The organism is Pseudocitrobacter cyperus (assembly GCF_039889165.1).
Lineage (GTDB): Bacteria > Pseudomonadota > Gammaproteobacteria > Enterobacterales > Enterobacteriaceae > Pseudocitrobacter > Pseudocitrobacter cyperus.
Genome location: NZ_JAYMYY010000009.1, coordinates 101,218 through 121,008 on the forward strand (window position 1 = coordinate 101,218; position 19,791 = coordinate 121,008).

The 19,791-nt window shown below is 55.0% G+C and carries 18 protein-coding genes; 12 read left to right on the forward strand and 6 right to left on the reverse strand.

Annotated elements, in window-relative coordinates; genetic code table 11:
* Positions 1–15: 15 nt before the first annotated feature.
* Positions 16–675: a DedA family general envelope maintenance protein YghB gene (gene yghB / locus VSR74_RS21000; protein ID WP_108475120.1), complete on the reverse strand. Its 660-nt coding sequence runs from the start codon at positions 673–675 to the stop codon at positions 16–18.
* A gap of 265 nt (positions 676–940) precedes the next feature.
* Entirely contained in the window at positions 941–2,128 is a 1,188-nt protein-coding gene (gene metC / locus VSR74_RS21005; RefSeq protein WP_347796497.1) for a cystathionine beta-lyase, read from the reverse strand.
* A 251-nt stretch (positions 2,129–2,379) separates the two neighbouring features.
* Between metC and exbB the strand changes: the two genes are divergently transcribed.
* The 3 genes from exbB (at position 2,380) to VSR74_RS21020 (ending at position 5,331) form a co-directional block, all read left to right on the forward strand.
* Positions 2,380–3,114, forward strand: coding sequence for a tol-pal system-associated acyl-CoA thioesterase (gene exbB, locus VSR74_RS21010; protein ID WP_347796498.1), 735 nt, complete (start codon positions 2,380–2,382; stop codon positions 3,112–3,114).
* 6 nt (positions 3,115–3,120) lie between these two features.
* Entirely contained in the window at positions 3,121–3,546 is a 426-nt protein-coding gene (gene exbD, locus VSR74_RS21015) for a TonB system transport protein ExbD (RefSeq protein WP_347796499.1), read from the forward strand.
* A gap of 333 nt (positions 3,547–3,879) precedes the next feature.
* The gene (locus VSR74_RS21020; RefSeq protein ID WP_347796500.1) at positions 3,880–5,331 is read left to right on the forward strand and encodes a methyl-accepting chemotaxis protein; all 1,452 of its coding nucleotides are present in this window, start codon (positions 3,880–3,882) and stop codon (positions 5,329–5,331) included.
* 43 nt (positions 5,332–5,374) lie between these two features.
* Here the strand turns inward: VSR74_RS21020 and VSR74_RS21025 are convergent, their stop codons facing one another.
* A complete protein-coding gene (locus VSR74_RS21025; RefSeq protein WP_347796501.1) occupies positions 5,375–6,415 on the reverse strand; it encodes an aldo/keto reductase in 1,041 nt (346 codons plus the stop codon).
* A 156-nt stretch (positions 6,416–6,571) separates the two neighbouring features.
* On the opposite strand from VSR74_RS21025, the gene yghX reads away from it, so the two are divergent.
* Both yghX and VSR74_RS21035 read left to right on the forward strand, forming a co-directional pair.
* Positions 6,572–7,459: a YghX family hydrolase gene (gene yghX / locus VSR74_RS21030; protein ID WP_347796502.1), complete on the forward strand. Its 888-nt coding sequence runs from the start codon at positions 6,572–6,574 to the stop codon at positions 7,457–7,459.
* A gap of 80 nt (positions 7,460–7,539) precedes the next feature.
* Positions 7,540–7,830: a DUF2623 family protein gene (locus tag VSR74_RS21035; protein ID WP_347796503.1), complete on the forward strand. Its 291-nt coding sequence runs from the start codon at positions 7,540–7,542 to the stop codon at positions 7,828–7,830.
* A 30-nt stretch (positions 7,831–7,860) separates the two neighbouring features.
* On the opposite strand, the gene yghU is transcribed toward VSR74_RS21035, so the two are convergent.
* A complete protein-coding gene (yghU, locus tag VSR74_RS21040) occupies positions 7,861–8,727 on the reverse strand; it encodes a glutathione-dependent disulfide-bond oxidoreductase (RefSeq protein ID WP_347796504.1) in 867 nt (288 codons plus the stop codon).
* A 234-nt stretch (positions 8,728–8,961) separates the two neighbouring features.
* Here yghU and gss point away from each other — a divergent pair, with 234 nt between their 5' ends.
* From gss to nikR, 7 genes are all read left to right on the forward strand, one after another.
* A complete protein-coding gene (gene gss, locus VSR74_RS21045) occupies positions 8,962–10,815 on the forward strand; it encodes a bifunctional glutathionylspermidine amidase/synthase (RefSeq protein ID WP_347796505.1) in 1,854 nt (617 codons plus the stop codon).
* A 178-nt stretch (positions 10,816–10,993) separates the two neighbouring features.
* On the forward strand, positions 10,994–12,571 hold the full coding sequence (gene nikA / locus VSR74_RS21050; protein WP_347796534.1) for a nickel ABC transporter substrate-binding protein: 1,578 nt from the start codon (positions 10,994–10,996) through the stop codon (positions 12,569–12,571).
* Positions 12,571–13,515 (forward strand): nickel ABC transporter permease subunit NikB, encoded by a 945-nt coding sequence (gene nikB / locus VSR74_RS21055; protein ID WP_347796506.1) that lies wholly within the window; start codon positions 12,571–12,573, stop codon positions 13,513–13,515. The genes nikA and nikB overlap by 1 nt, the downstream gene beginning before the upstream one ends.
* Positions 13,512–14,345, forward strand: coding sequence for a nickel ABC transporter permease subunit NikC (gene nikC / locus VSR74_RS21060; RefSeq protein WP_347796507.1), 834 nt, complete (start codon positions 13,512–13,514; stop codon positions 14,343–14,345). Before nikB ends, nikC begins: the two co-directional genes overlap by 4 nt.
* Positions 14,345–15,109: a nickel import ATP-binding protein NikD gene (gene nikD / locus VSR74_RS21065; protein ID WP_347796508.1), complete on the forward strand. Its 765-nt coding sequence runs from the start codon at positions 14,345–14,347 to the stop codon at positions 15,107–15,109. The genes nikC and nikD overlap by 1 nt, the downstream gene beginning before the upstream one ends.
* A complete protein-coding gene (gene nikE / locus VSR74_RS21070; protein WP_347796509.1) occupies positions 15,106–15,879 on the forward strand; it encodes a nickel import ATP-binding protein NikE in 774 nt (257 codons plus the stop codon). Before nikD ends, nikE begins: the two co-directional genes overlap by 4 nt.
* 14 nt (positions 15,880–15,893) lie before the next feature.
* Positions 15,894–16,292, forward strand: coding sequence for a nickel-responsive transcriptional regulator NikR (nikR, locus tag VSR74_RS21075; protein WP_347796510.1), 399 nt, complete (start codon positions 15,894–15,896; stop codon positions 16,290–16,292).
* A 1-nt stretch (position 16,293) separates the two neighbouring features.
* Here nikR and VSR74_RS21080 read toward each other — a convergent pair whose 3' ends face one another.
* Positions 16,294–17,274 carry a fimbrial protein gene (locus VSR74_RS21080; protein WP_347796511.1) on the reverse strand — a complete coding sequence of 327 codons (981 nt, stop codon included), beginning with the start codon at positions 17,272–17,274 and terminating at the stop codon, positions 16,294–16,296.
* Positions 17,271–19,787, reverse strand: coding sequence for a fimbria/pilus outer membrane usher protein (locus tag VSR74_RS21085; RefSeq protein WP_347796512.1), 2,517 nt, complete (start codon positions 19,785–19,787; stop codon positions 17,271–17,273). The genes VSR74_RS21080 and VSR74_RS21085 overlap by 4 nt, the downstream gene beginning before the upstream one ends.
* Positions 19,788–19,791 lie beyond the last annotated feature (4 nt).

The window sequence follows — 19,791 nt, forward strand, 5'->3', positions numbered from 1 at the left end:
GCAAGAGCAGCGCCTTCAGGCGCTGCAATATTTCTTCTTAATCACTACCACCAGCGTACCGAGTAGCCCGGCCACCAGCAGGAAAATAGGCAGGATCATCAGGAAGGTCATCACCTGATCTTCGTGGCGTTTTACGAACGGGATCATGCTGATGGCGTAACCGAGGCTTGTCACCACACCTACCCACAGCAGCGCGCTCAGCCAGTTGAAGAACTGGAAGCGACGATTCGACAGCCCGGAAATACCGGCCATTGTTGGCAGCAGTGTGCGCACAAACGCCAGAAAACGCCCGGCAAGCAACGCCAGCAGACCATGGCGGTCAAACATGCAGGTGGCGCGCTGGTGATATTTTTCAGGCAGTTGCGCAAGCCAGCCTTTCACCGTGCGCGTGTTGCCCAGCCAACGCCCCTGAATGTAGCTCAGCCAGCAGCCGAGGCTCGCGGCCGTCGTTAGAATAATCACCGTCGGCACAAACCCCATCACCCCTTTGGCGATGAGTGCGCCCGCAAGCAACAACAGGCTATCGCCCGGCAGGAAGGAGGCCGGAAGCAGACCGTTTTCTAAAAACAGCGTGGCAAACATGACCAGATAAACCACCCCCACAACGTGAGGATTCGCCAGCGCGGCAAAGTCATGCTGCCAGAGCGCGGCGACAATATCTTGAATGACGACCATGGACTTTCCTGTGGAACAGCATTTTTGTGTATTGTACTCCCGAATTGCCTGAAACTCTTTGATCCCCCACGCAACAACGCATGGGTGGCTGTTCAGGAATAAGAACAACCTGGGCGGTATGGGTTTACGCCGGGATGTTCGGGCAATTCGGCAGGCAGACTGTTCTCAAAATCATGAAGCGCGGCGAGGCTTTGCGCGGGGCCCACTTCAGGAACATTGCTAACCAGACAGCCCGACGAGAAACGTCGCCGGGCCTGTGGTCATTTTACACAATACGCGCAAAACCTGCTGCTAAATCCTGAATAAGATCGTCAATGTTTTCTAAACCGACATGTAAGCGAATCAGTGTGCCGGTAAAGTCGACTTCGCCGCCGGGGCGGATCTCGGCTAACTGCTCGGGTTGGTTGGGCAATATCAACGACTCAAAGCCGCCCCACGAATAGGCCATGCTGAACAGGGAGAAGTTGTCGAGATATGCGGAAAGTTCAGCATCGGTAAGCCGTTTTTTCAGCACGAATGAGAAGAGGCCGCTGCTGCCTGTAAAATCTCGTTTCCAGTATTCGTGGCCTTTGCTGCCCGGCAGCGCAGGATGGTTGACGCGGGCAACCTGCGGATGCTGTGCCAGCCATTGAGCAATTTTTACGCTGCTTTCGTGGTGCTGGCGTAAGCGTACACCAAGCGTGCGCAGGCCGCGGCTGGTCATATATGCCGTGTCCGCATCCAGCATCTGGCCCATCAGATAGGCATTTTCGCGCAGTTGCGCCCAGCAGCGTTCATTAGAAACAGCGGTGCCGACCATCGCGTCAGAGTGGCCAATCAGATATTTAGTGCCTGCCTGAATTGAGATATCAATGCCGAAATCGAGCGCCCTGAACAGGACGCCAGCGGCCCAGGTGTTATCAATCATGATAATCGCATCCGGGGCGACGTTACGCACGGCGGCGACAATTGCCGGAACATCGTGCACTTCCATGGTGATCGAGCCGGGAGATTCCAGGAACACGACCCTGGTGTTGGGCTGAATAAGGCTTGCGATGTCGCGGCCGATCAGTGGATCAAACCAGGTGGTCGTCACGCCGAGTTTGCCGAGAATTTTCGTGCAAAAATCCTGGCTCGGCTCATAGGCGGTATTGGTCATCAACACATGGTCGCCCTGTTCGACAAATGCCAGAATCGTATTGGCGACGGCCGCCGCGCCGCAGGGAAAGAGGGCGCAACCCGCACCGCCTTCCAGTTCACACATGGCTTCCTGTAGCGAGAAGTGCGTCAGTGTGCCGCGACGCCCATAGAAAAGCTCGCCTTTTGCACGATTGCGGGTGGCATGTTTTTTCGCTTCAACGGTGTCGAAAACCAGCGAAGAGGCGCGCTGAATGACGCTGTTAACCGAACCCTGCGTGTACTTTTTACTCCGCCCGGCGTTGACCAGCGCGGTATCCAGGTGCTTATCTGCCATTTTTATCCTGCCTATTTTTATACGTCTGGACGTCTAAACTAGCACGATTGTTGAAAGATGTACCCGCTGCTCTGACATAAAGCAGAAAATTTTATCAAAAAGCGCGGAGGTGACTTTTTTACTGCGTAAGCGCAAGGAAAATAAGTATGATTTAAGCCAGTATGCAAATACTAATGAGAACTACTATCAATTCGACGTCGTTTTGATATTATTATGCTCAGATTTTGTGAAATATGTCCTGGAGATACAGAGTGGGTAATAATTTGATGCAGGCGGATCTCTCCGTTTGGGGCATGTATCATCATGCCGACATCGTTGTTAAAGTGGTTATGATTGGTCTGATTCTGGCATCCGTAGTCACCTGGGCTATCTTTTTCAGCAAGAGCGCAGAGTTGTTCTCCCGGAAGCGTCGCCTCAAACGCGAACAGGCGCTGTTAGCGGAAGCCCGCTCTATCGATCAGGCGCACGAAATCGCCGCTGCTTTCCATGATAAAAGTTTAAGCACCCAACTGATTCATGAAGCGCAGGATGAGCGCGAGCTCTCTGCGGGTTCCGAAGATAATGAAGGCATTAAAGAACGTACCGGTTTCCGTCTGGAACGTCGCGTGGCGTTCGTCAGCCGTAATCTGAGCCGTGGTACGGGCTACCTTGCGACCATCGGCGCGATTTCCCCGTTTGTCGGCCTGTTTGGTACCGTGTGGGGGATCATGAACAGCTTCATCGGTATCGCTCAGACGCAAACCACCAACCTGGCCGTTGTTGCGCCGGGTATCGCTGAAGCCCTGCTGGCGACTGCGATTGGCCTGTTCGCCGCGATTCCGGCGGTTGTTATCTATAACGTCTTCGCTCGCCTGATCGGCAGTTATAAAGCGAATCTCAGCGACGTTGCGGCGCAGGTTCTGCTGCTGCAAAGCCGTGACCTGGATCTTAATGCCAGCGGTGTGACCCTGCCGGTACGTACCGCACAGAAATTACGAGTAGGTTGATGCCCCATGGCAATGCGTCTTAATGAAAATCTGGACGATAACGGCGAAATGCATGAAATCAACGTGACGCCGTTTATCGACGTTATGTTGGTTCTGCTGATTATCTTCATGGTCGCAGCCCCTCTGGCGACGGTAGATGTGAAGGTTAATTTGCCAGCGTCTTCCAGCCAACCGCAGCCGCGCCCGGAAAAACCGGTCTACCTGTCGGTAAAAGCGGATAAGTCGATGTTTCTGGGTAATGATCCCATTACCGATGAGAACATGGTTAACGCGTTGAACACGCTGACGGAAGGGAAGAAAGACACGACTATCTTCTTCCGCGCCGATAAAACCGTCGACTATGAAACGATGATGAAGGTGATGGACACCCTGCATCAGGCCGGTTATCTGAAGATTGGCCTGGTAGGGGAAGAACACGCAGGGACGAAGTAAAACCCTCACCCCGGCCCTCTCCCTTAGGGAGAGGGTGAAAACCGCATTCACCTGAACCCTGGCACTGTCGGTTCCCTCTCCCTTGAGGGAGAGGGTTAGGGTGAGGGGGGGAAACACCGCACATCCCCCCTAACTCCTCTCCCCTAATAAATATTCCCCGCTACATAATTATTTTTCGCTGCTTTAAATTAAATTTGTTTCTTTTTTAATGAGTCATAAAACGACCGTAAAGAATATATTCTTTCCTTCCGCTGGTAATGATTAATAAACTCTCTACGCTTATCTATGGCGCTCAATAATATTAATAAGACAACCTGTACAGTGCGGGAAAATATGGATAAATCAGACGCTTCATCTTCCGGTGTATCGCCGCGTGAAACCATCACCGTCCTGGCTATTCGTCAACGGGCTGACGGCCAGATGCTGGCGCTGGTCTGGCTGCTTTGGGGGATCTCGCTGGTTCTGGGATGGGCGTCCGGCAATGCGTTACTGCCCCTCTTTTTTGCCACGCCATTAGCGATTCTGGCGACATTAATCACATTTTTTTTTCGTGGTAGATTAATTTCTCGCCTGACATTTGCGTTTATCCTGATGGCATTTTCTGCATTACTTATCCAGCTTGGCGAGGGCGAAACAGAATATCATTTCTCGGTATTTGTTCTGTTGTCGGCATTACTGGCCTGGCGCGACTGGCGTCCGCTGGTGATGGGCGCTGCGGTTATCGCTGTTCATCATTTGGTCTTTAATTATTTACAGGAAAATAACCTGTATCACATCGTTATTTTTACCCATACCGGTTTGCATATGGTGGTGATGCACGGCCTGTTTGTGGTCGCGCAGACGCTCTTCCTGGTGGTGCTGGCGGTGCGTATGGCGCAGGATGCGGTTTCCGCCAGCGAAGTGGCGAAACTGGCGGCGGTGATTAATCGTGAGCCGGGAAGCCTGACGCTGGCGCGGGAAACGAAGGTGAGTCATTCACCTTTTGCCCGCACCTTTAGCCGCACGCTCGGCGCGATGCGCGCTACCTTAGAGCAGGTGAGCTACAGTGTTGGCCAGTTGCTGGAGGCATCACAAGCCATATTGCAGCGAAATACCGCGCTGTCGGAACGTACCGACAGCCAGGCAAATTCACTGGCCGTCGCTGCCAGCGCAATGGAACAACTGGCAAGTGCTGCGGCTCTCACCAGCGAAAAAGCGAGTGAAGCGCGAGAGCGCGTATTGCAGGCTTGCGACGTCGCGCAACAGGGCGGGGACAGCATCCGTGCGGCAACCGCATCCATGATGCGTATCCGCGATGAGTCGCGGCAGATTGACTGTATCCTCGAGTTAATAGACAGCATCGCCTTCCAGACCAATATCCTGTCGTTGAATGCTTCCGTTGAAGCTGCGCGCGCGGGTGAACATGGCCGGGGATTTGCGGTTGTCGCCGCTGAAGTTCGCTCGCTGGCATTGCGCTGCGAAGAAGCGGCGAAAGATATACGGCAGTTAATCGCCGCATCGGTGAAAAGTACGCACCAGGGGGCAGAACAGGTCGAGCAGGCCGGAGATACCATGCAGGCGATCATTACGCATATCGACGGGCTACAGGATGTTCTCGAGCTCCTCTCTTCAATGAGCGAGCAACAACGCGCCAGCGTGATTCAAATGAAGGGCAGTATCGCCAGTATCGATGCCAGCGTGCAGGAGAACATTCAGCACGTAGCCCAAACTATTCAGGTGGCGCAGCAGCAGCAGCGTTATACCGGCGAGTTAAAAACGGCGATATCGGTGTTCAGGCTGGTGTAACGGGATTGCCCGGCAGGCGATAGCGCGCTACCGGGCTATTTTGTTATTTATCCGACGACGCCTGCCACAGGTTCAGTTGCCCGTCAGCGACGTGCTGGTCAATCTGCGCCAGCTCTTCCGGCGTAAACGACAGGTTATCCAGCGCCTTCACATTCTCCTCAATCTGTTCTGGTCGGCTTGCGCCAATCAGCACCGAGGTGACACGATTGTCTTTCAGCAGCCAGCTTAGCGCCATCTGCGCCATGCTCTGACCACGGCTCTGCGCCATCTCGTTGAGTAGACGCAGGCTGTTGAGATTGCTCTCACTCAGCATATTTTCCGTCAGGCCACGCGCCTTTTTCCCTTCAGTCTGCATGCGTGAACCGTCCGGAATACCGTTCAGGTATTTACCGGTGAGCAACCCCTGCGCCAGCGGGGTAAACGCAATACAGCCGACGCCGTTCTCTTCCAGCGTATTCAGCAGGCCGCTTTTGTCCACCCAACGGTTAAGCAGGTTGTAGGAGGGTTGGTGGATCAGCAGCGGAATTTTCCACTCGCGCAGCAGTTCGGCCATTTTCTGCGTGCGTTCCGGCGAGTAGGAGGAGATACCGACATAAAGCGCCTTCCCGCTTTGTACGGCCTGTGCCAGTGCGGACGCGGTTTCCTCCATTGGCGTATTTTCGTCAACGCGATGCGAATAGAAGATGTCGACGTAATCCAGCCCCATTCGTTTCAGGCTCTGATCGAGGCTGGCAAGCAGGTATTTGCGCGAGCCTCCCTTGCCGTAGGGCCCCGGCCACATGTCATAACCGGCTTTGGTTGAGATAATCAGTTCATCACGATAAGCGGCGAAATCTTCCCGCAGCAGGCGGCCAAAGTTCTCTTCCGCGCTTCCCGGAGGCGGCCCGTAGTTATTGGCGAGGTCGAGGTGAGTAATGCCGCAGTCGAATGCCTTACGCAGCAGCGCGCGCTGGCTATCGAGCGTCTGGATATGACCAAAACTGTGCCATAACCCGAGTGACAGCGCGGGCAGTTGCAGGCCGCTGTTGCCGCAATAGCGATATTGCATCTGCTCGTAACGGGCAGGATTGGCGGACCAGGTCATAATGTCTCCTTGCTTGTTTGATTTTTGAAACACTGTTTCTAGGTTAACGTTTTTGTCACATCCAGCCCGTTGGCGAGATCACAATGCTGATGATTTATGGGCAATAAATCTGTCTTGTGCTTTTCTTAGTTAATGCCTGTTAATGGAGATCCCTCGATGACCCGACTGACAGCCAAAGACTTTCCGCAAGCGTTGCTCGATTACTACGACTATTACGCGCACGGTAAAATTTCAAAACGCGAGTTTCTGCAACTGGCAGGGCGGTATGCCGTCGGCGGTATGACTGCGCTGGCGCTGTTTAATCTGCTCAAGCCCAACTACGCGCTGGCGGAACAGGTCGAGTTCACCGATCCGGATATCAAACCGGAATATATTCGCTACCCGTCGCCCAACGGCCACGGCGAGGTGCGTGGTTATCTGGTCACGCCGACGAAAGCTGCCGGAAAGGTGCCTGCGGTGGTGGTGGTGCATGAAAATCGCGGGCTTAACCCGTATATAGAGGATGTTGCCCGACGCGTCGCGAAAGCGGGCTATATCGCCCTTGCGCCGGATGGCCTCTCTTCCGTTGGCGGTTATCCCGGTAACGATGATGAAGGGCGCGAGTTACAGCAAAAAGTCGATCCGACCAAACTGATGAATGATTTCTTCGCCGCGATTGAGTTTATGCAGGCGCACCCGCAGGCGACGGGCAAAGTCGGGATCACCGGTTTTTGCTACGGCGGCGGCGTGTCGAATGCGGCTGCGGTCGCTTACCCTGAACTGGCTTGCGCGGTGCCATTCTATGGGCGTCAGGCCCCGGTCGCGGATGTGGAAAAAATCAATGCTCCTTTATTGCTGCATTACGCGGCGCTGGATACGCGTATTAACGAAGGCTGGCCGGCAATGGAAGAGGCCTTAAAGGCGCATAAAAAAGTGTACGAAGCCTATATTTATCCGGGCGTGAATCATGGTTTCCACAACGACTCCACTCCGCGCTACGACAAGGCCGCAGCAGAGCTAGCCTGGCAGCGAACGTTGGCGTGGTTTGAGAAATATTTGCACTGAAAGTAAAGGTCGCAAATAGCGCTGGATATCGCTCAAAAAGTCGCTATATAATTTTGTATATAACGATTGAGGGATGTGCGATGGATAACCATTTTGGTAAAGGCCTGATGGCTGGGCTGAAAGCCCCTTATGCCGACAGTGCACAGCAGGTATTGGATTTTTGTTCTGATTATAAGCGCGGCTTTGTATTGGGGTTTTCCCATCGCATGTTTGAGAAAACAGGCGATCGTCAGCTTAGCGCATGGGAAGCGGGCGTCCTGACGCGGCGCTACGGGCTGGATAAAGAGATGGTGATGGATTTCTTCAAAGAGCATGAATCGAGCACCACGGTGCGCTACTTTATGGCGGGTTATCGTCTTGAAGGCAGATAAACCGGGTGCAGGGCACCCGGCTGCAGGCGGTTAAGCCTGACGTTTATCTTCTGTGTTGGTATCGAAATCACTGGCGGCATGACGCTCATGCAACTGTTCATTCAATGGGCCATTGGTGCGGTTAACAATGCGTCCGCGCTGAACCGCCGGGCGATTAGCGATGTCTTTCGCCCAGCGCTGTACATTTTTGTAGCTCTTCGCATCCAGGAACTCATCCGCGCCATACACGGTGCCCAATACCACACAGCCAAACCACGGCCAAATGGCCATATCGGCGATGGTGTACTCTTCACCCGCCACATAGCGGCCTCGCGCCAGTTGTTTATCCAGCACATCCAGCAGGCGTTTGGCTTCCATGGTGAAACGGTCGATAGCGTACTCAATTTTCACCGGCGCATAGTTATAGAAGTGACCAAAGCCGCCGCCAAGGAACGGCGCAGCGCCCTGTAGCCAGAAAAGCCAGTTCAGGGTTTCTACGCGGCCTGCCGGATCTTTTGGCAGGAAATGACCAAATTTCTCAGCCAGATAGAGCAGAATATTACCGGACTCAAACACGCGGGTCGGCGGTGTGGTGGAGTGGTCACGCAGCGCCGGAATTTTTGAGTTTGGGTTTACTTCAACAAAGCCGCTGGAGAACTGATCGCCTTCGCCAATGCGAATCAGCCATGCGTCATACTCCGCGCCCGTCACGCCCAGAGCTAACAACTCTTCGAGCATAATGGTGACTTTCTGTCCGTTCGGTGTGCCCAGCGAATAGAGCTGAAGCGGGTGATGCCCAACCGGCAATTCCTTCTCATGCGTCGCGCCGGAAACCGGGCGGTTGATATTGGCGAATGCGCCGCCGTTATTCTGTTTCCACTCCCAGACTTTGGGAGGCTGATAGGTATTGTCTGACATGTTGGCCTGCCTTTTTGATGATGTGTTGAGGCAGTGTAGCAGTTGATGGGGGAAATGATCACCCTCACCCCTGCCCTCTCCCTGTGGGAGAGGGGGGGGTGAGGGTATCAGACCGCACTGTGTGACAGCGCGCACAACAGGTGTATGATTAACCGACACCTGTTGGATAAATAACAATGTGCAGGGACGACCACATACGCTATCGCTCGCCGCCTGCATGTCTGAGGAAGACACATGAGCTGTACGAGTCTTGACGCACCGTTTGGTACGTTGTTGGGGTATGCACCGGGTGGCGTCGCCATCTATTCTTCAAATTACAGTAGCCTGAAGCCGGAAGAGAAGGCGGATGATGTCTCGTTTCGAAGTTATATCGACAACGAATACATGGGCTACAAATGGCAGTGCGTCGAGTTCGCCCGCCGCTTTCTGTTTCTCACCTACGGTTTTGTTTTCACCGACGTCGGCATGGCCTATGAAATCTTCTCCCTGCGTTTTCTGCGCCAGGTAGTGAATGATGACATTCTGCCGTTGCAGGCCTTCGCCAACGGCTCTCGCCGTGCGCCGAAAGCCGGGTCATTACTCATCTGGCAGAAGGGCGGTGAATTTAACGAGACCGGGCATGTTGCGGTCGTCACTCAGCTTGTCGGCAATAAAGTCCGCATCGCGGAGCAGAACGTTGTCCACACCCCGCTGCCTGCGGGCCAGCAGTGGACGCGTGAACTGACGCTGGAAGTGAAAGACGGCTGCTATATCCTGCACGACACCTTTGATGACACCACGATCCTCGGCTGGATGATCCAGACCGCTGATACTGAATATAGCCTGCCGCAACCGATGATTGCCGGCAAAGCACTGAACCTGCAGGATGCGCGACTGGAAAATCGCGGCCAGTTCGAGGGCAAATGGCTCAACGAGCAGGATGCGTTGCAAAAAGCTTACGTCGCCGCCAATGGTCATGTGATCAACCAGGATCCCTATCACTACTTCACCATGACCGAAAGTGCGGAGCAGGAGCTGATCAAAGCCACCAATGAGATGCATCTGATGTATCTGCACGCCACCGATAAAGTGATGCGTGACGACAACCTGCTGGCGCTGTTCGATATACCAAAAATTCTCTGGCCGCGTCTGCGCCTCTCCTGGCAACGACGCCGCCATGACATGATCACCGGGCGCATGGATTTCTGTATGGATGAACGCGGCCTGAAGGTGTACGAATACAACGCCGACTCCGCTTCTTGCCACACGGAAGGCGGACTAATCCTCGAACAGTGGCTGAAAACCGGCTTTGATGGCAAAGGGCATAACCCTTCAGATGAACTGCTGAGTGAGCTGATCGGCGCGTGGAAACACAGCTCGGCGCGCCCGTTTGTGCACATCATGCAGGACAAAGATCTGGAAGAGGATTATCACGCGCAGTTTATGCAGCGTGCGATTACCCAGGCAGGGTTTGAATGTAAAATTCTCCATGGCCTTGATGAACTGCACTGGGATAGCGCCGGGCAGTTGATCGACGGTGACGGTCGGCTGGTTAACTGCGTGTGGAAAACCTGGGCATGGGAAACCGCCATTGAGCAGGTGCGTGAAGTCAGCGATGCGGAATATGCCGCCGTACCGATTCGCACCGGCAGCCCGGACGGTGAAGTACGCCTGATTGACGTATTGTTACGCCCGGAAGTCATGGTCTTTGAGCCTTTATGGACAGTGGTGCCAGGCAATAAAGCGATCCTGCCGGTATTGTGGTCGCTGTTCCCCAACCATCCCTATCTGCTTGATACGGATTTTGAAGTGACCGACGCGCTGGCGAAAACGGGCTATGCGGTGAAACCTATCTCCGGGCGCTGCGGCAGCAATATCGACCTGGTGAGTGGTCACGATCAGCTTCTCGACCAGACCAGCGGCAAGTTTGTCGACCGGAAAAATATCTACCAGCAACTGTGGTGTCTACCCAACGTGGCCGGTAAATATATTCAGGTGTGCACCTTTACCGTCGGCGGTAACTACGGCGGCACCTGCCTGCGTGGTGATACATCGCTGGTGATTAAGAAAGAGAGCGATATTGAACCGCTGGTGGTGATTGAGCGGTAAGAAAGAGAGCGAGCGGAGCCTGCAAGGGGCTCCGCTTTTTTATGCCTGCGACAATCGCGACACAATATTGAACCCTTCAGCCAATTCGGCGCATAAATTGATCCAGCACAGCTAAAACGTATGATGAATCTTTAAAATCATCATACCCACTGAGTCGTACTCCTTTTTACTGAAGGTCATCGTTTTGTCCATTCTTCGTCGCACGCTTATTGCGCTGCTGACCTGTGCCTCGTTTTTCGCACACGCCGCTGCGCCAGATGAAATCACCACCGCCTGGCCGGTTAACGTCGGGCCGTTAAACCCTCATCTTTACACGCCAAATCAGATGTTCGCCCAGAGTATGGTCTATGAACCGCTGGTGAAGTATCAGGCGGATGGCACGGTGAAGCCCTGGCTTGCGAAAAGCTGGGCGAGCTCGAAAGACGGGAAAACCTGGACTTTTACCCTGCGCGACGATGTGAAATTTTCCAATGGAGAAGCGTTTGATGCGCAGGCGGCAGCGGAAAACTTTCGTGCGGTGCTTGATAACCGTCAGCGTCACGCCTGGCTGGAGCTGGTCAATCAGATAGTCGATGTGAAAGCGCTGAATAAAACCGAGCTGCAAATCACCCTAAAAAGTGCCTATTACCCTTTCCTGCAAGAGCTGGCCCTACCGCGTCCGTTCCGCTTTATCGCGCCATCGCAATTTAAAGGTAACGAAACGATGCACGGTATTAAAGCGCCTGTCGGCACCGGGCCGTGGGTGCTGAAAGAATCGAAACTGAATCAATATGACGTGCTGGTGCGCAATGAAAATTACTGGGGTGAGAAACCGCAGGTGCGGCAGATTACCGTCAAAGTGATCCCCGATCCGACGACGCGGGCAGTGGCCTTCGAAACGGGCGATATCGACCTGCTGTATGGGAACGAAGGGCTGTTGCCACTCGATACTTTTGAGCGTTTCAGCCATAACCCGGCGTATCGCACTCAGCTTTCACAGCCAATTGAAACGGTGATGCTGGCTCTTAACTCCGCAAAAGCGCCCACCAACGAACTGGCCGTGCGTGAGGCGCTCAATCATGCGGTCAATAAAAAATCCCTCATCGACAACGTGCTGTACGGCACGCAGCAAGAGGCGGATACGCTATTTGCCCCCAGCGTACCTTACGCCAATATCCACCTGAAACCGCGCCAGTACGATCCGCAACAGGCGAAAAGTTTACTGGAGAACGCGGGCTGGATCTTGCCTGCCGGAAAAGATATCCGCGAGAAAAATGGCCAGCCGCTGCGTATTGAACTGTCGTTTATCGGCACCGATGCCCTGAGTAAATCAATGGCGGAAATTATTCAGGCGGATATGCGCCAGATTGGCGTTGATGTCGCATTAATTGGCGAAGAAGAGAGCAGCATCTACGCGCGTCAGCGCGATGGCCGCTTCGGCATGATCTTCAACCGCACCTGGGGCGCGCCTTACGATCCCCATGCGTTTCTAAGCTCGATGCGCGTACCGTCGCATGCTGATTTCCAGGCGCAGCAAGGTTTAGCCGACAAGCCACTGATTGATAAAGAGATTGGTGAGGTACTGGAAACCACGGATGAGACGAAGCGTCAGGCGCTTTACCGCGATATTCTGACGCGTTTACACAACGATGCGGTTTATCTGCCTATCAGTTACGTTTCGATGATGGTAGTGGCGAAGCCTGAACTGGGTGTCATCCCTTATGCGGCAGTTGCCAGCGATATTCCTTTTGAGCAGATTAAACCGGTGAAACCCTGATGCTGCGTTATGTACTCCGCCGCGTATTGTTGCTGATCCCGATGGTGTTCGCCGCATCGGTGATTATCTTCCTGATGCTGCGCCTCGGCACTGGCGACCCGGCGCTCGACTATCTGCGCCTCTCGAACCTGCCGCCGACGCCGGAAATGGTGGCTTCCACCCGCGTGATGCTGGGGCTCGACCAGCCGCTTTTTGTGCAGTATGGCACCTGGCTTTGGAAGGCGCTGCATCTTGATTTTGGCGTATCCTTCGCCACTCAGCGACCGGTGCTGGACGACATGCTCAACTTCCTGCCCGCGACGCTGGAACTGGCTGGCGCGGCGCTGGTGCTGATATTGCTGACATCCGTGCCGCTGGGTATCTGGGCGGCGCGGCACCGGGATCGTCTGCCGGATTTCGCCGTGCGTTTTATCGCTTTCCTCGGTGTGTCGATGCCGAACTTCTGGCTCGCATTTCTGCTGGTGATGTTCTTCTCTGTTTACCTGCGCTGGCTCCCTGCGATGGGCTACGGCGGCTGGCAGCACATCATCCTGCCTGCGGTCTCCATAGCCTTTATGTCGCTGGCGATCAACGCCCGTCTGCTGCGCGCCAGCATGCTGGAAGTGGCGGGGCAGCGCCACGTCACCTGGGCACGGCTACGTGGCCTGAACGACAAACAGACCGAACGTCGCCATATTCTGCGCAACGCTTCACTGCCGATGATAACCGCCGTAGGGATGCACATTGGCGAATTGATTGGCGGGACGATGATTATTGAAAATATCTTTGCCTGGCCGGGCGTTGGGCGTTATGCCGTTTCGGCGATTTTTAACCGCGACTACCCTGTCATCCAGTGTTTCACGCTGATGATGGTGGTGGTGTTTGTGGTCTGTAATCTGATTGTCGATTTGCTGAATGCCGCGCTTGATCCGCGTATTCGCCGCCATGAAGGAGCGCACTCGTGAACTTTTTCCGCTCTTCACGCTGGTCTGTGCGTCTGGCGTTGATCATTATTATTCTGCTGGCCCTGATTGCGCTCACCAGCCAGTGGTGGCTGCCCTGGGATCCGCAGGCGATTGATTTATCAGCGCGCCTGCTGTCGCCCGGCGCGCAGCACTGGCTGGGCACCGATCATTTAGGGCGCGATATTTTTTCGCGGCTGCTGGCGGCGACCCGCGTATCGCTGGGCTCGGTAATGGCTTGTTTGCTGTTGGTACTGGCGCTGGGGCTGATTGTCGGCGGCAGCGCCGGGCTGATTGGCGGGCGCGTTGACCAGGCCACCATGCGCGTCGCGGATATGTTTATGACTTTCCCGACCTCCATTCTTTCGTTCTTTATGGTCGGCGTGCTGGGTACCGGGCTGACCAACGTGATTATCGCCATCGCCCTGTCACACTGGGCGTGGTACGCGCGCATGGTACGTAGCCTGGTGATCTCTTTACGTCAGCGAGAATTTGTTCTGGCATCCAGGCTTTCCGGTGCCGGGAATATTCGCGTGTTTATCGACCATCTGGCGGGGGCGGTGATCCCGTCGCTGCTGGTGCTGGCGACGCTGGATATCGGCCATATGATGCTGCACGTCGCAGGGATGTCATTCCTTGGCCTCGGTGTGACTGCGCCGACCGCCGAATGGGGCGTGATGATTAACGACGCGCGCCAGTATATCTGGACTCAGCCGCTGCAAATGTTCTGGCCGGGGCTGGCGCTGTTTATCAGCGTCATGGCCTTTAATCTGGTGGGTGATGCCCTGCGCGATCACCTCGACCCTCATCTGGTGACGGAGCACGCACACTGATGCCGCAACAGATTGAATTGCACAATATTGCGCTACAGGCGGCGCAGCCGCTGGTGCACGGCGTATCGTTAACCCTGAAACGCGGGCGCGTGTTGGCGCTGGTGGGCGGGAGCGGGAGCGGAAAATCCCTGACCTGCGCGGCGGCGCTGGGCATTTTGCCCGCCGGCGTTCATCAGACGTCAGGCGAGATTCTGGCCGATGGTAACGTCGTTTCACCCTGTGCCCTGCGCGGCATAAAAATCGCCACCATTATGCAGAATCCACGCAGCGCATTTAACCCGCTGCATACCATGGCGACACACGCGCGGGAAACCTGCCAGGCGTTGGGTAAACCCGCAGACGATGCCACGCTTATCGCTGCGTTAGCGGCCGTAGGGCTGGAAAACGCGCCGCGCGTGCTCAAACTTTACCCATTCGAAATGAGCGGCGGCATGCTGCAGCGCATGATGATTGCGATGGCGGTACTGTGCGACGCGCCGTTTATCATCGCGGATGAACCGACCACCGATCTCGATGTGGTGGCGCAGGCGCGCATTCTGGATTTGCTGGCGAGCATTATGCAAAGCCGTGCGCCGGGGATGCTGCTGGTGACTCACGATATGGGGGTGGTGGCGCGGCTGGCGGACGATGTGGCGGTGATGGATAACGGTAATATTGTCGAACAGGGGGATGTTGATACGCTGTTCAGCGCGCCGAAGCATACGGTGACGCGCAATCTGGTATCAGCGCATCTCGCCCTGTACGGCCTGGAGCTGGCATCATGACCCTGCTTAACGTCTCCAGTCTGTCACACCACTATCCGCACGCCGGGGCCGTACTGAATACGGTGTCACTTGCGCTGCAAAGTGGGGAAACCGTCGCGCTGCTTGGGCGCAGCGGCTGCGGGAAAAGTACGCTGGCGCGATTGTTGGTCGGCCTGGAACAGCCGACTACGGGTCTGGTTTGCTGGCGTGGGGAGCCGCTCGCTAAGCTTAACCGGGCGCAGCAGAAGGCTTTCCGCCGCGACATTCAAATGGTGTTTCAGGACGCCATCAGCGCCGTCAATCCGCGTAAAACCGTGGCTGAGATTTTGCGTGAGCCAATGCGTCATCTGTTGTCGTTGAAAAAAACGGCGCAACTGGCGCGCGCGCGCGAAATGCTCTCCGCGGTGGATCTCGACGATAGTATTCTCCACAAGCGCCCGCCGCAGTTGAGTGGGGGCCAGTTGCAGCGTGTTTGCCTGGCTCGGGCGCTGGTGGTGGAGCCAAAGTTACTGATTCTTGATGAGGCGGTTTCCAACCTTGACCTGGTGTTGCAGGCGGGCGTTATCCGTCTGCTGAAAAAGCTGCAACAACAGTTCGGCACCGCCTGCCTGTTTATCACCCATGATTTACGCCTGGTGGAACGCTTTTGCCAGCGGGTGATGGTGATGGATAACGGGCAAATTGTCGAAACACAGAGAGTGGGTGAGAGATTAACCTTTTCCTCTGCTGCCGGACGTGAACTGCAAAACGCGGTATTACCCGCATTCCCGGTGCGCCATTGCGCCGCATAAAAGGTTGATTATTGATGCAACGAGTCACTATTACTCTCGATGACGATTTACTGGAAACGCTGGATAGCCTGAGCCAGCGTCGGGGTTACAACAACCGCTCCGAGGCTATTCGCGATATTTTGCGCGGCGCGCTGGCGCAGGAAACGACGCAGGAACACGGTACGCAGGGCTTCGCTGTGCTCTCGTATGTTTATGAACACGAGAAGCGCGACCTGGCCAGCCGGATCGTCTCGACGCAACATCATCATCACGATCTCTCCGTTGCCACACTGCACGTACACATCAACCACGACGACTGTCTGGAGATCGCCGTACTCAAAGGCGACATGGGCGATGTACAGCATTTTGCTGATGATGTTATCGCCCAGCGCGGCGTGCGTCACGGCCATTTGCAGTGCCTGCCGGAAGAGTAAGTCAGTCGTAACTGACGTTAAAAACCATATGCCCGGAGACATCGCCCGCCTGTGCCCGGGCCTGATATTGATAGAAGCGGGCAAAATAGCGTAAGTCGATAAACTGCGAGACGGCGCTGTTCAGCGTCGCCACCGGATTGGCCTGGCGGAAGGGAACCGGGCGACGATTTTCATCCATAATCTGTACGCCAATCCCCTCGGCGGCAGTTTTACTCCGGCTCTCATTACGCAGTACGCCCAGCGCGGGTGAAACGCCATCCGGGATATTGCCATCGAAGGTCATGTTGAGCCGCGTACCGGCAACGCTGACGTTACCCGCGCACTGCATACGAATCGCAAAATTGCGTCCTCCAGCGCCCGTCCCTTTACCTTTCAGAGCGGCGAGAGGGATTGAGCCGAGATTCACACGGAAGTTGGCATTGTTTGAAATGCGGCACGAGGGCGAAACGATGATCAGCGAATTATCACGCAGCCAGGTATTGATTAACGACGCTTTGCCGTTGCCAAACGTGGTGTATTGCCCTGCGGCGACCGCTCCGCTCCCGACGAGGTTGGCGGTCTTGATGACGTCTAATTTAAAGGTAAAATCGTTCAGTGACACATCGCTTTTGCTTCCCCCTCCGACCGTGATCTTGCCCGGATAGCTGACCTGCTGCGCCTGGCGCTGTAGCGTAAAACGCAGGCCGATCCCCGGGACGTTGGTCGACCAGATATGATTGCCAGTTTCACGGCTGCCGCTGGCAATGACTTTCGCTTCCAGGTTTTGCGAACCGTTACACTGAAGCTGTAAACTTTTATCACGTAGCGGCCAGCTACGGCTGGCAATCACGGTACCTGGTGGGGTTTGCGGTTGCACCATCACGCGCCCCATATCCATATAAAGGGGGGATGAGATTGCGTCCGATCCCAGAATACAACTGGCATTAGCCACGCCGCTGGTGAACAGCGTGGCCACTAACCACCACTTTCTGCGAAGCATCATAAGCACCTCAGTTGTTGTGAGCCACTCGCTGGCAGTACGACCTGGCACTGCCCTCCGTCCCAGCGAACCCAGGCGTTTTTCACGTTTTCCCCGGTGATGTACAGCGTGCTGCCCTGGCCGACAAAGCCGAGTGATGTTCCCCGGTTATCGGTGATTTCCGAACCGAAGGGCAGTGGCATCCCGTTGCTCTGACGGGCAACAAAGACGCGCGTTTTTTCGCGGCGGGTGTTAAAGACCACTTTGACGACGCTGCCTTCATACGGCACCGCCCGGGCTTCTGTGCTGGAGAACTGAACATCTTCATCCGCCCCTTTGGGGTCGATTTCGATGGTGTTTGCGCGGTAAGGTTGCAGCGAAGAAAGCACAGCATACCCCTGGTTATCAAACCAGGTCGGTGCGCCAAGAATCGCCGCCCCTTTGGCATCCTTCGCTTCTACCAGCGCCAGGGTTGAGCCTGATTCTGGCGTGAGCGTTACGCCGCCGGAATGGACAACAACCGACCCTTCAGCAGAGGCTGATGCCTGCTGGTAACTGCGTCCGTAGCTGTAGCTCCCTGAAAGGGCGCTCCAGGGGGAAATGTAGCCGCCGTTGACGCCGGTGGTGTAGTTGCCATCTTTATCCGTGTTGGCGTTGACGCCCCATGTCAGGGCGTGATCCTGGCCGATTGAACCGTTCACGCCAAGCTGGCTACGGTCAAAAGAGGAGTCTTTAAATTGCGTGTTTGAGGAGAGGGTCGCTGAGCTCTCTTCTCCCTGAAAGAGCGGATAGCTGAAGCTCAGGTAGACCAGATCCTCTTTTTTACGTCGGGAAGAGGTGGTGCCGTTGTCGTCATCCGTCTCGTTCTCGTTAGAATAGCTGCGCTGAAAAGCCAGTGACCAGCTCAGGCGCCCCCAGTTATTGCTGTACCCAACAGAATACTGCTCTTCTTTACCGGAGTAGTGCCAGTAACGGGTGATCGAGCCATTCAGGTAGAGCGACCCCCACGACTCAGGCAATTGCTGGTTTATTGAGACGCTGATACCGTTTTTTTGCCGAATGTTGGTACTCGTCTGACCGCGTAATTCATCGTCACGGGCATATAACGCATCGTGCAGAGAGTAGTAGCTATCAGAGCTGTTGAACCAACCCTGGATGTTCATACTGGTCTGCGACGCGCCAAACATGCGGCTGAATGTGGCGCGGTACTCCTGCCCGGAATGGGAACCGCTGGGCAGTTTGGTTTTGGCCTGAGTGACATCCAGCCCCAGAGCGCCAATTCCGGTATTGATACCTGTACCGATTTGCCCTGCCTGATAATCGTTAAACCCCGTCACGGCAGAGTAAAGGGTGAAGGTGTTATTCAACCCGTACTGAAGGCTCCCCTGACCCACGGTGGGTTTATCGTGCAGACCATCCTCATCAACCTGTCCAACGGCGATACCGTACAGGCTCATGTCCGGATGCAATAACTGCACGACCGAATCGTAAGGTATCGACCAGGTTGATGTACGCCCGTCAGCTTCCTGTAAGGTCACGACAAGATCGTTCCCTGTGCCTGATGGATAGACATCCGTCAGGCTGAACGGGCCGGGCGTTACCGTGGTTTGATAGATAATGTTGCCATCCTGACGCACCGTCACCAGGGCGTTGGTTTGCGCGACGCCGTTGACCACGGGCGCGTAGCTGCGCATATTGTCCGGGTACATAAGATCATCCGTATGCAAATCCAGACCGAGCAGGCTGATTGCATCGAAAAAAGTCCCGTTGGTACTAAATTGCCCCATCGTCAGAATCGATTTCATGGCCGCAATGGGGCGCTGTAAATAGGTCTGATTACTGTTCCATTTGTTTTCATTACTGTTTTCGTCCCAGGTATAGTTCCCCGAGTGCCGCAGCAGCCAACCCTGCGTTGAAAACCCCGCGTTAACACCCAGATAGGCGCTTGCCCCGGCATCGTTGTCGTCAGATTTGATGACATTAAAGTAGTTGGCCATATAACCAATATTCAGCGCAGTGATCCCTTCATCCCAAAATTGCGGCGGGATATAGCCGTTACTGCTGGCGTCCATTAAGCCCTGAGGGACGCTAAAATCAAGGCGCAGGGCAGAGGCGCTGAAGGTATCTTTCAGCGCAGGTTCGCTGTTCCACTGTGACAGGGTGCCGCAGAATTTTTCATCATTGCTATTCGCTGCACTGAGTTTCTCAGGTGAGAGACCAAAGTTTCTGAGCATCTCTGCGCTGTAGCAAATTATTGGCTTCCCATCGGCGCTACGCTTGACGTCAACGTCATATCGTCCTTTCCAGCTTTCATTGGTATAGACGTCAACAGAGTACACTCCCGGCTTAAAGGCCAGGGCGTCAAAACGCTTCATACTGGCTTGTTGCTGGCTGCCAACAATAAAACTGTTATCGAACTCGTAATCCGTACCGTTGTCGTCTGCACTTGTCTGCTCTGCGCGACAGAGGCCAGACCCCAGGCAAAAGAGGGTCACCAGACCACCAAGATGCCAGGGTGATACTCGCCAATGCTCCATGAGG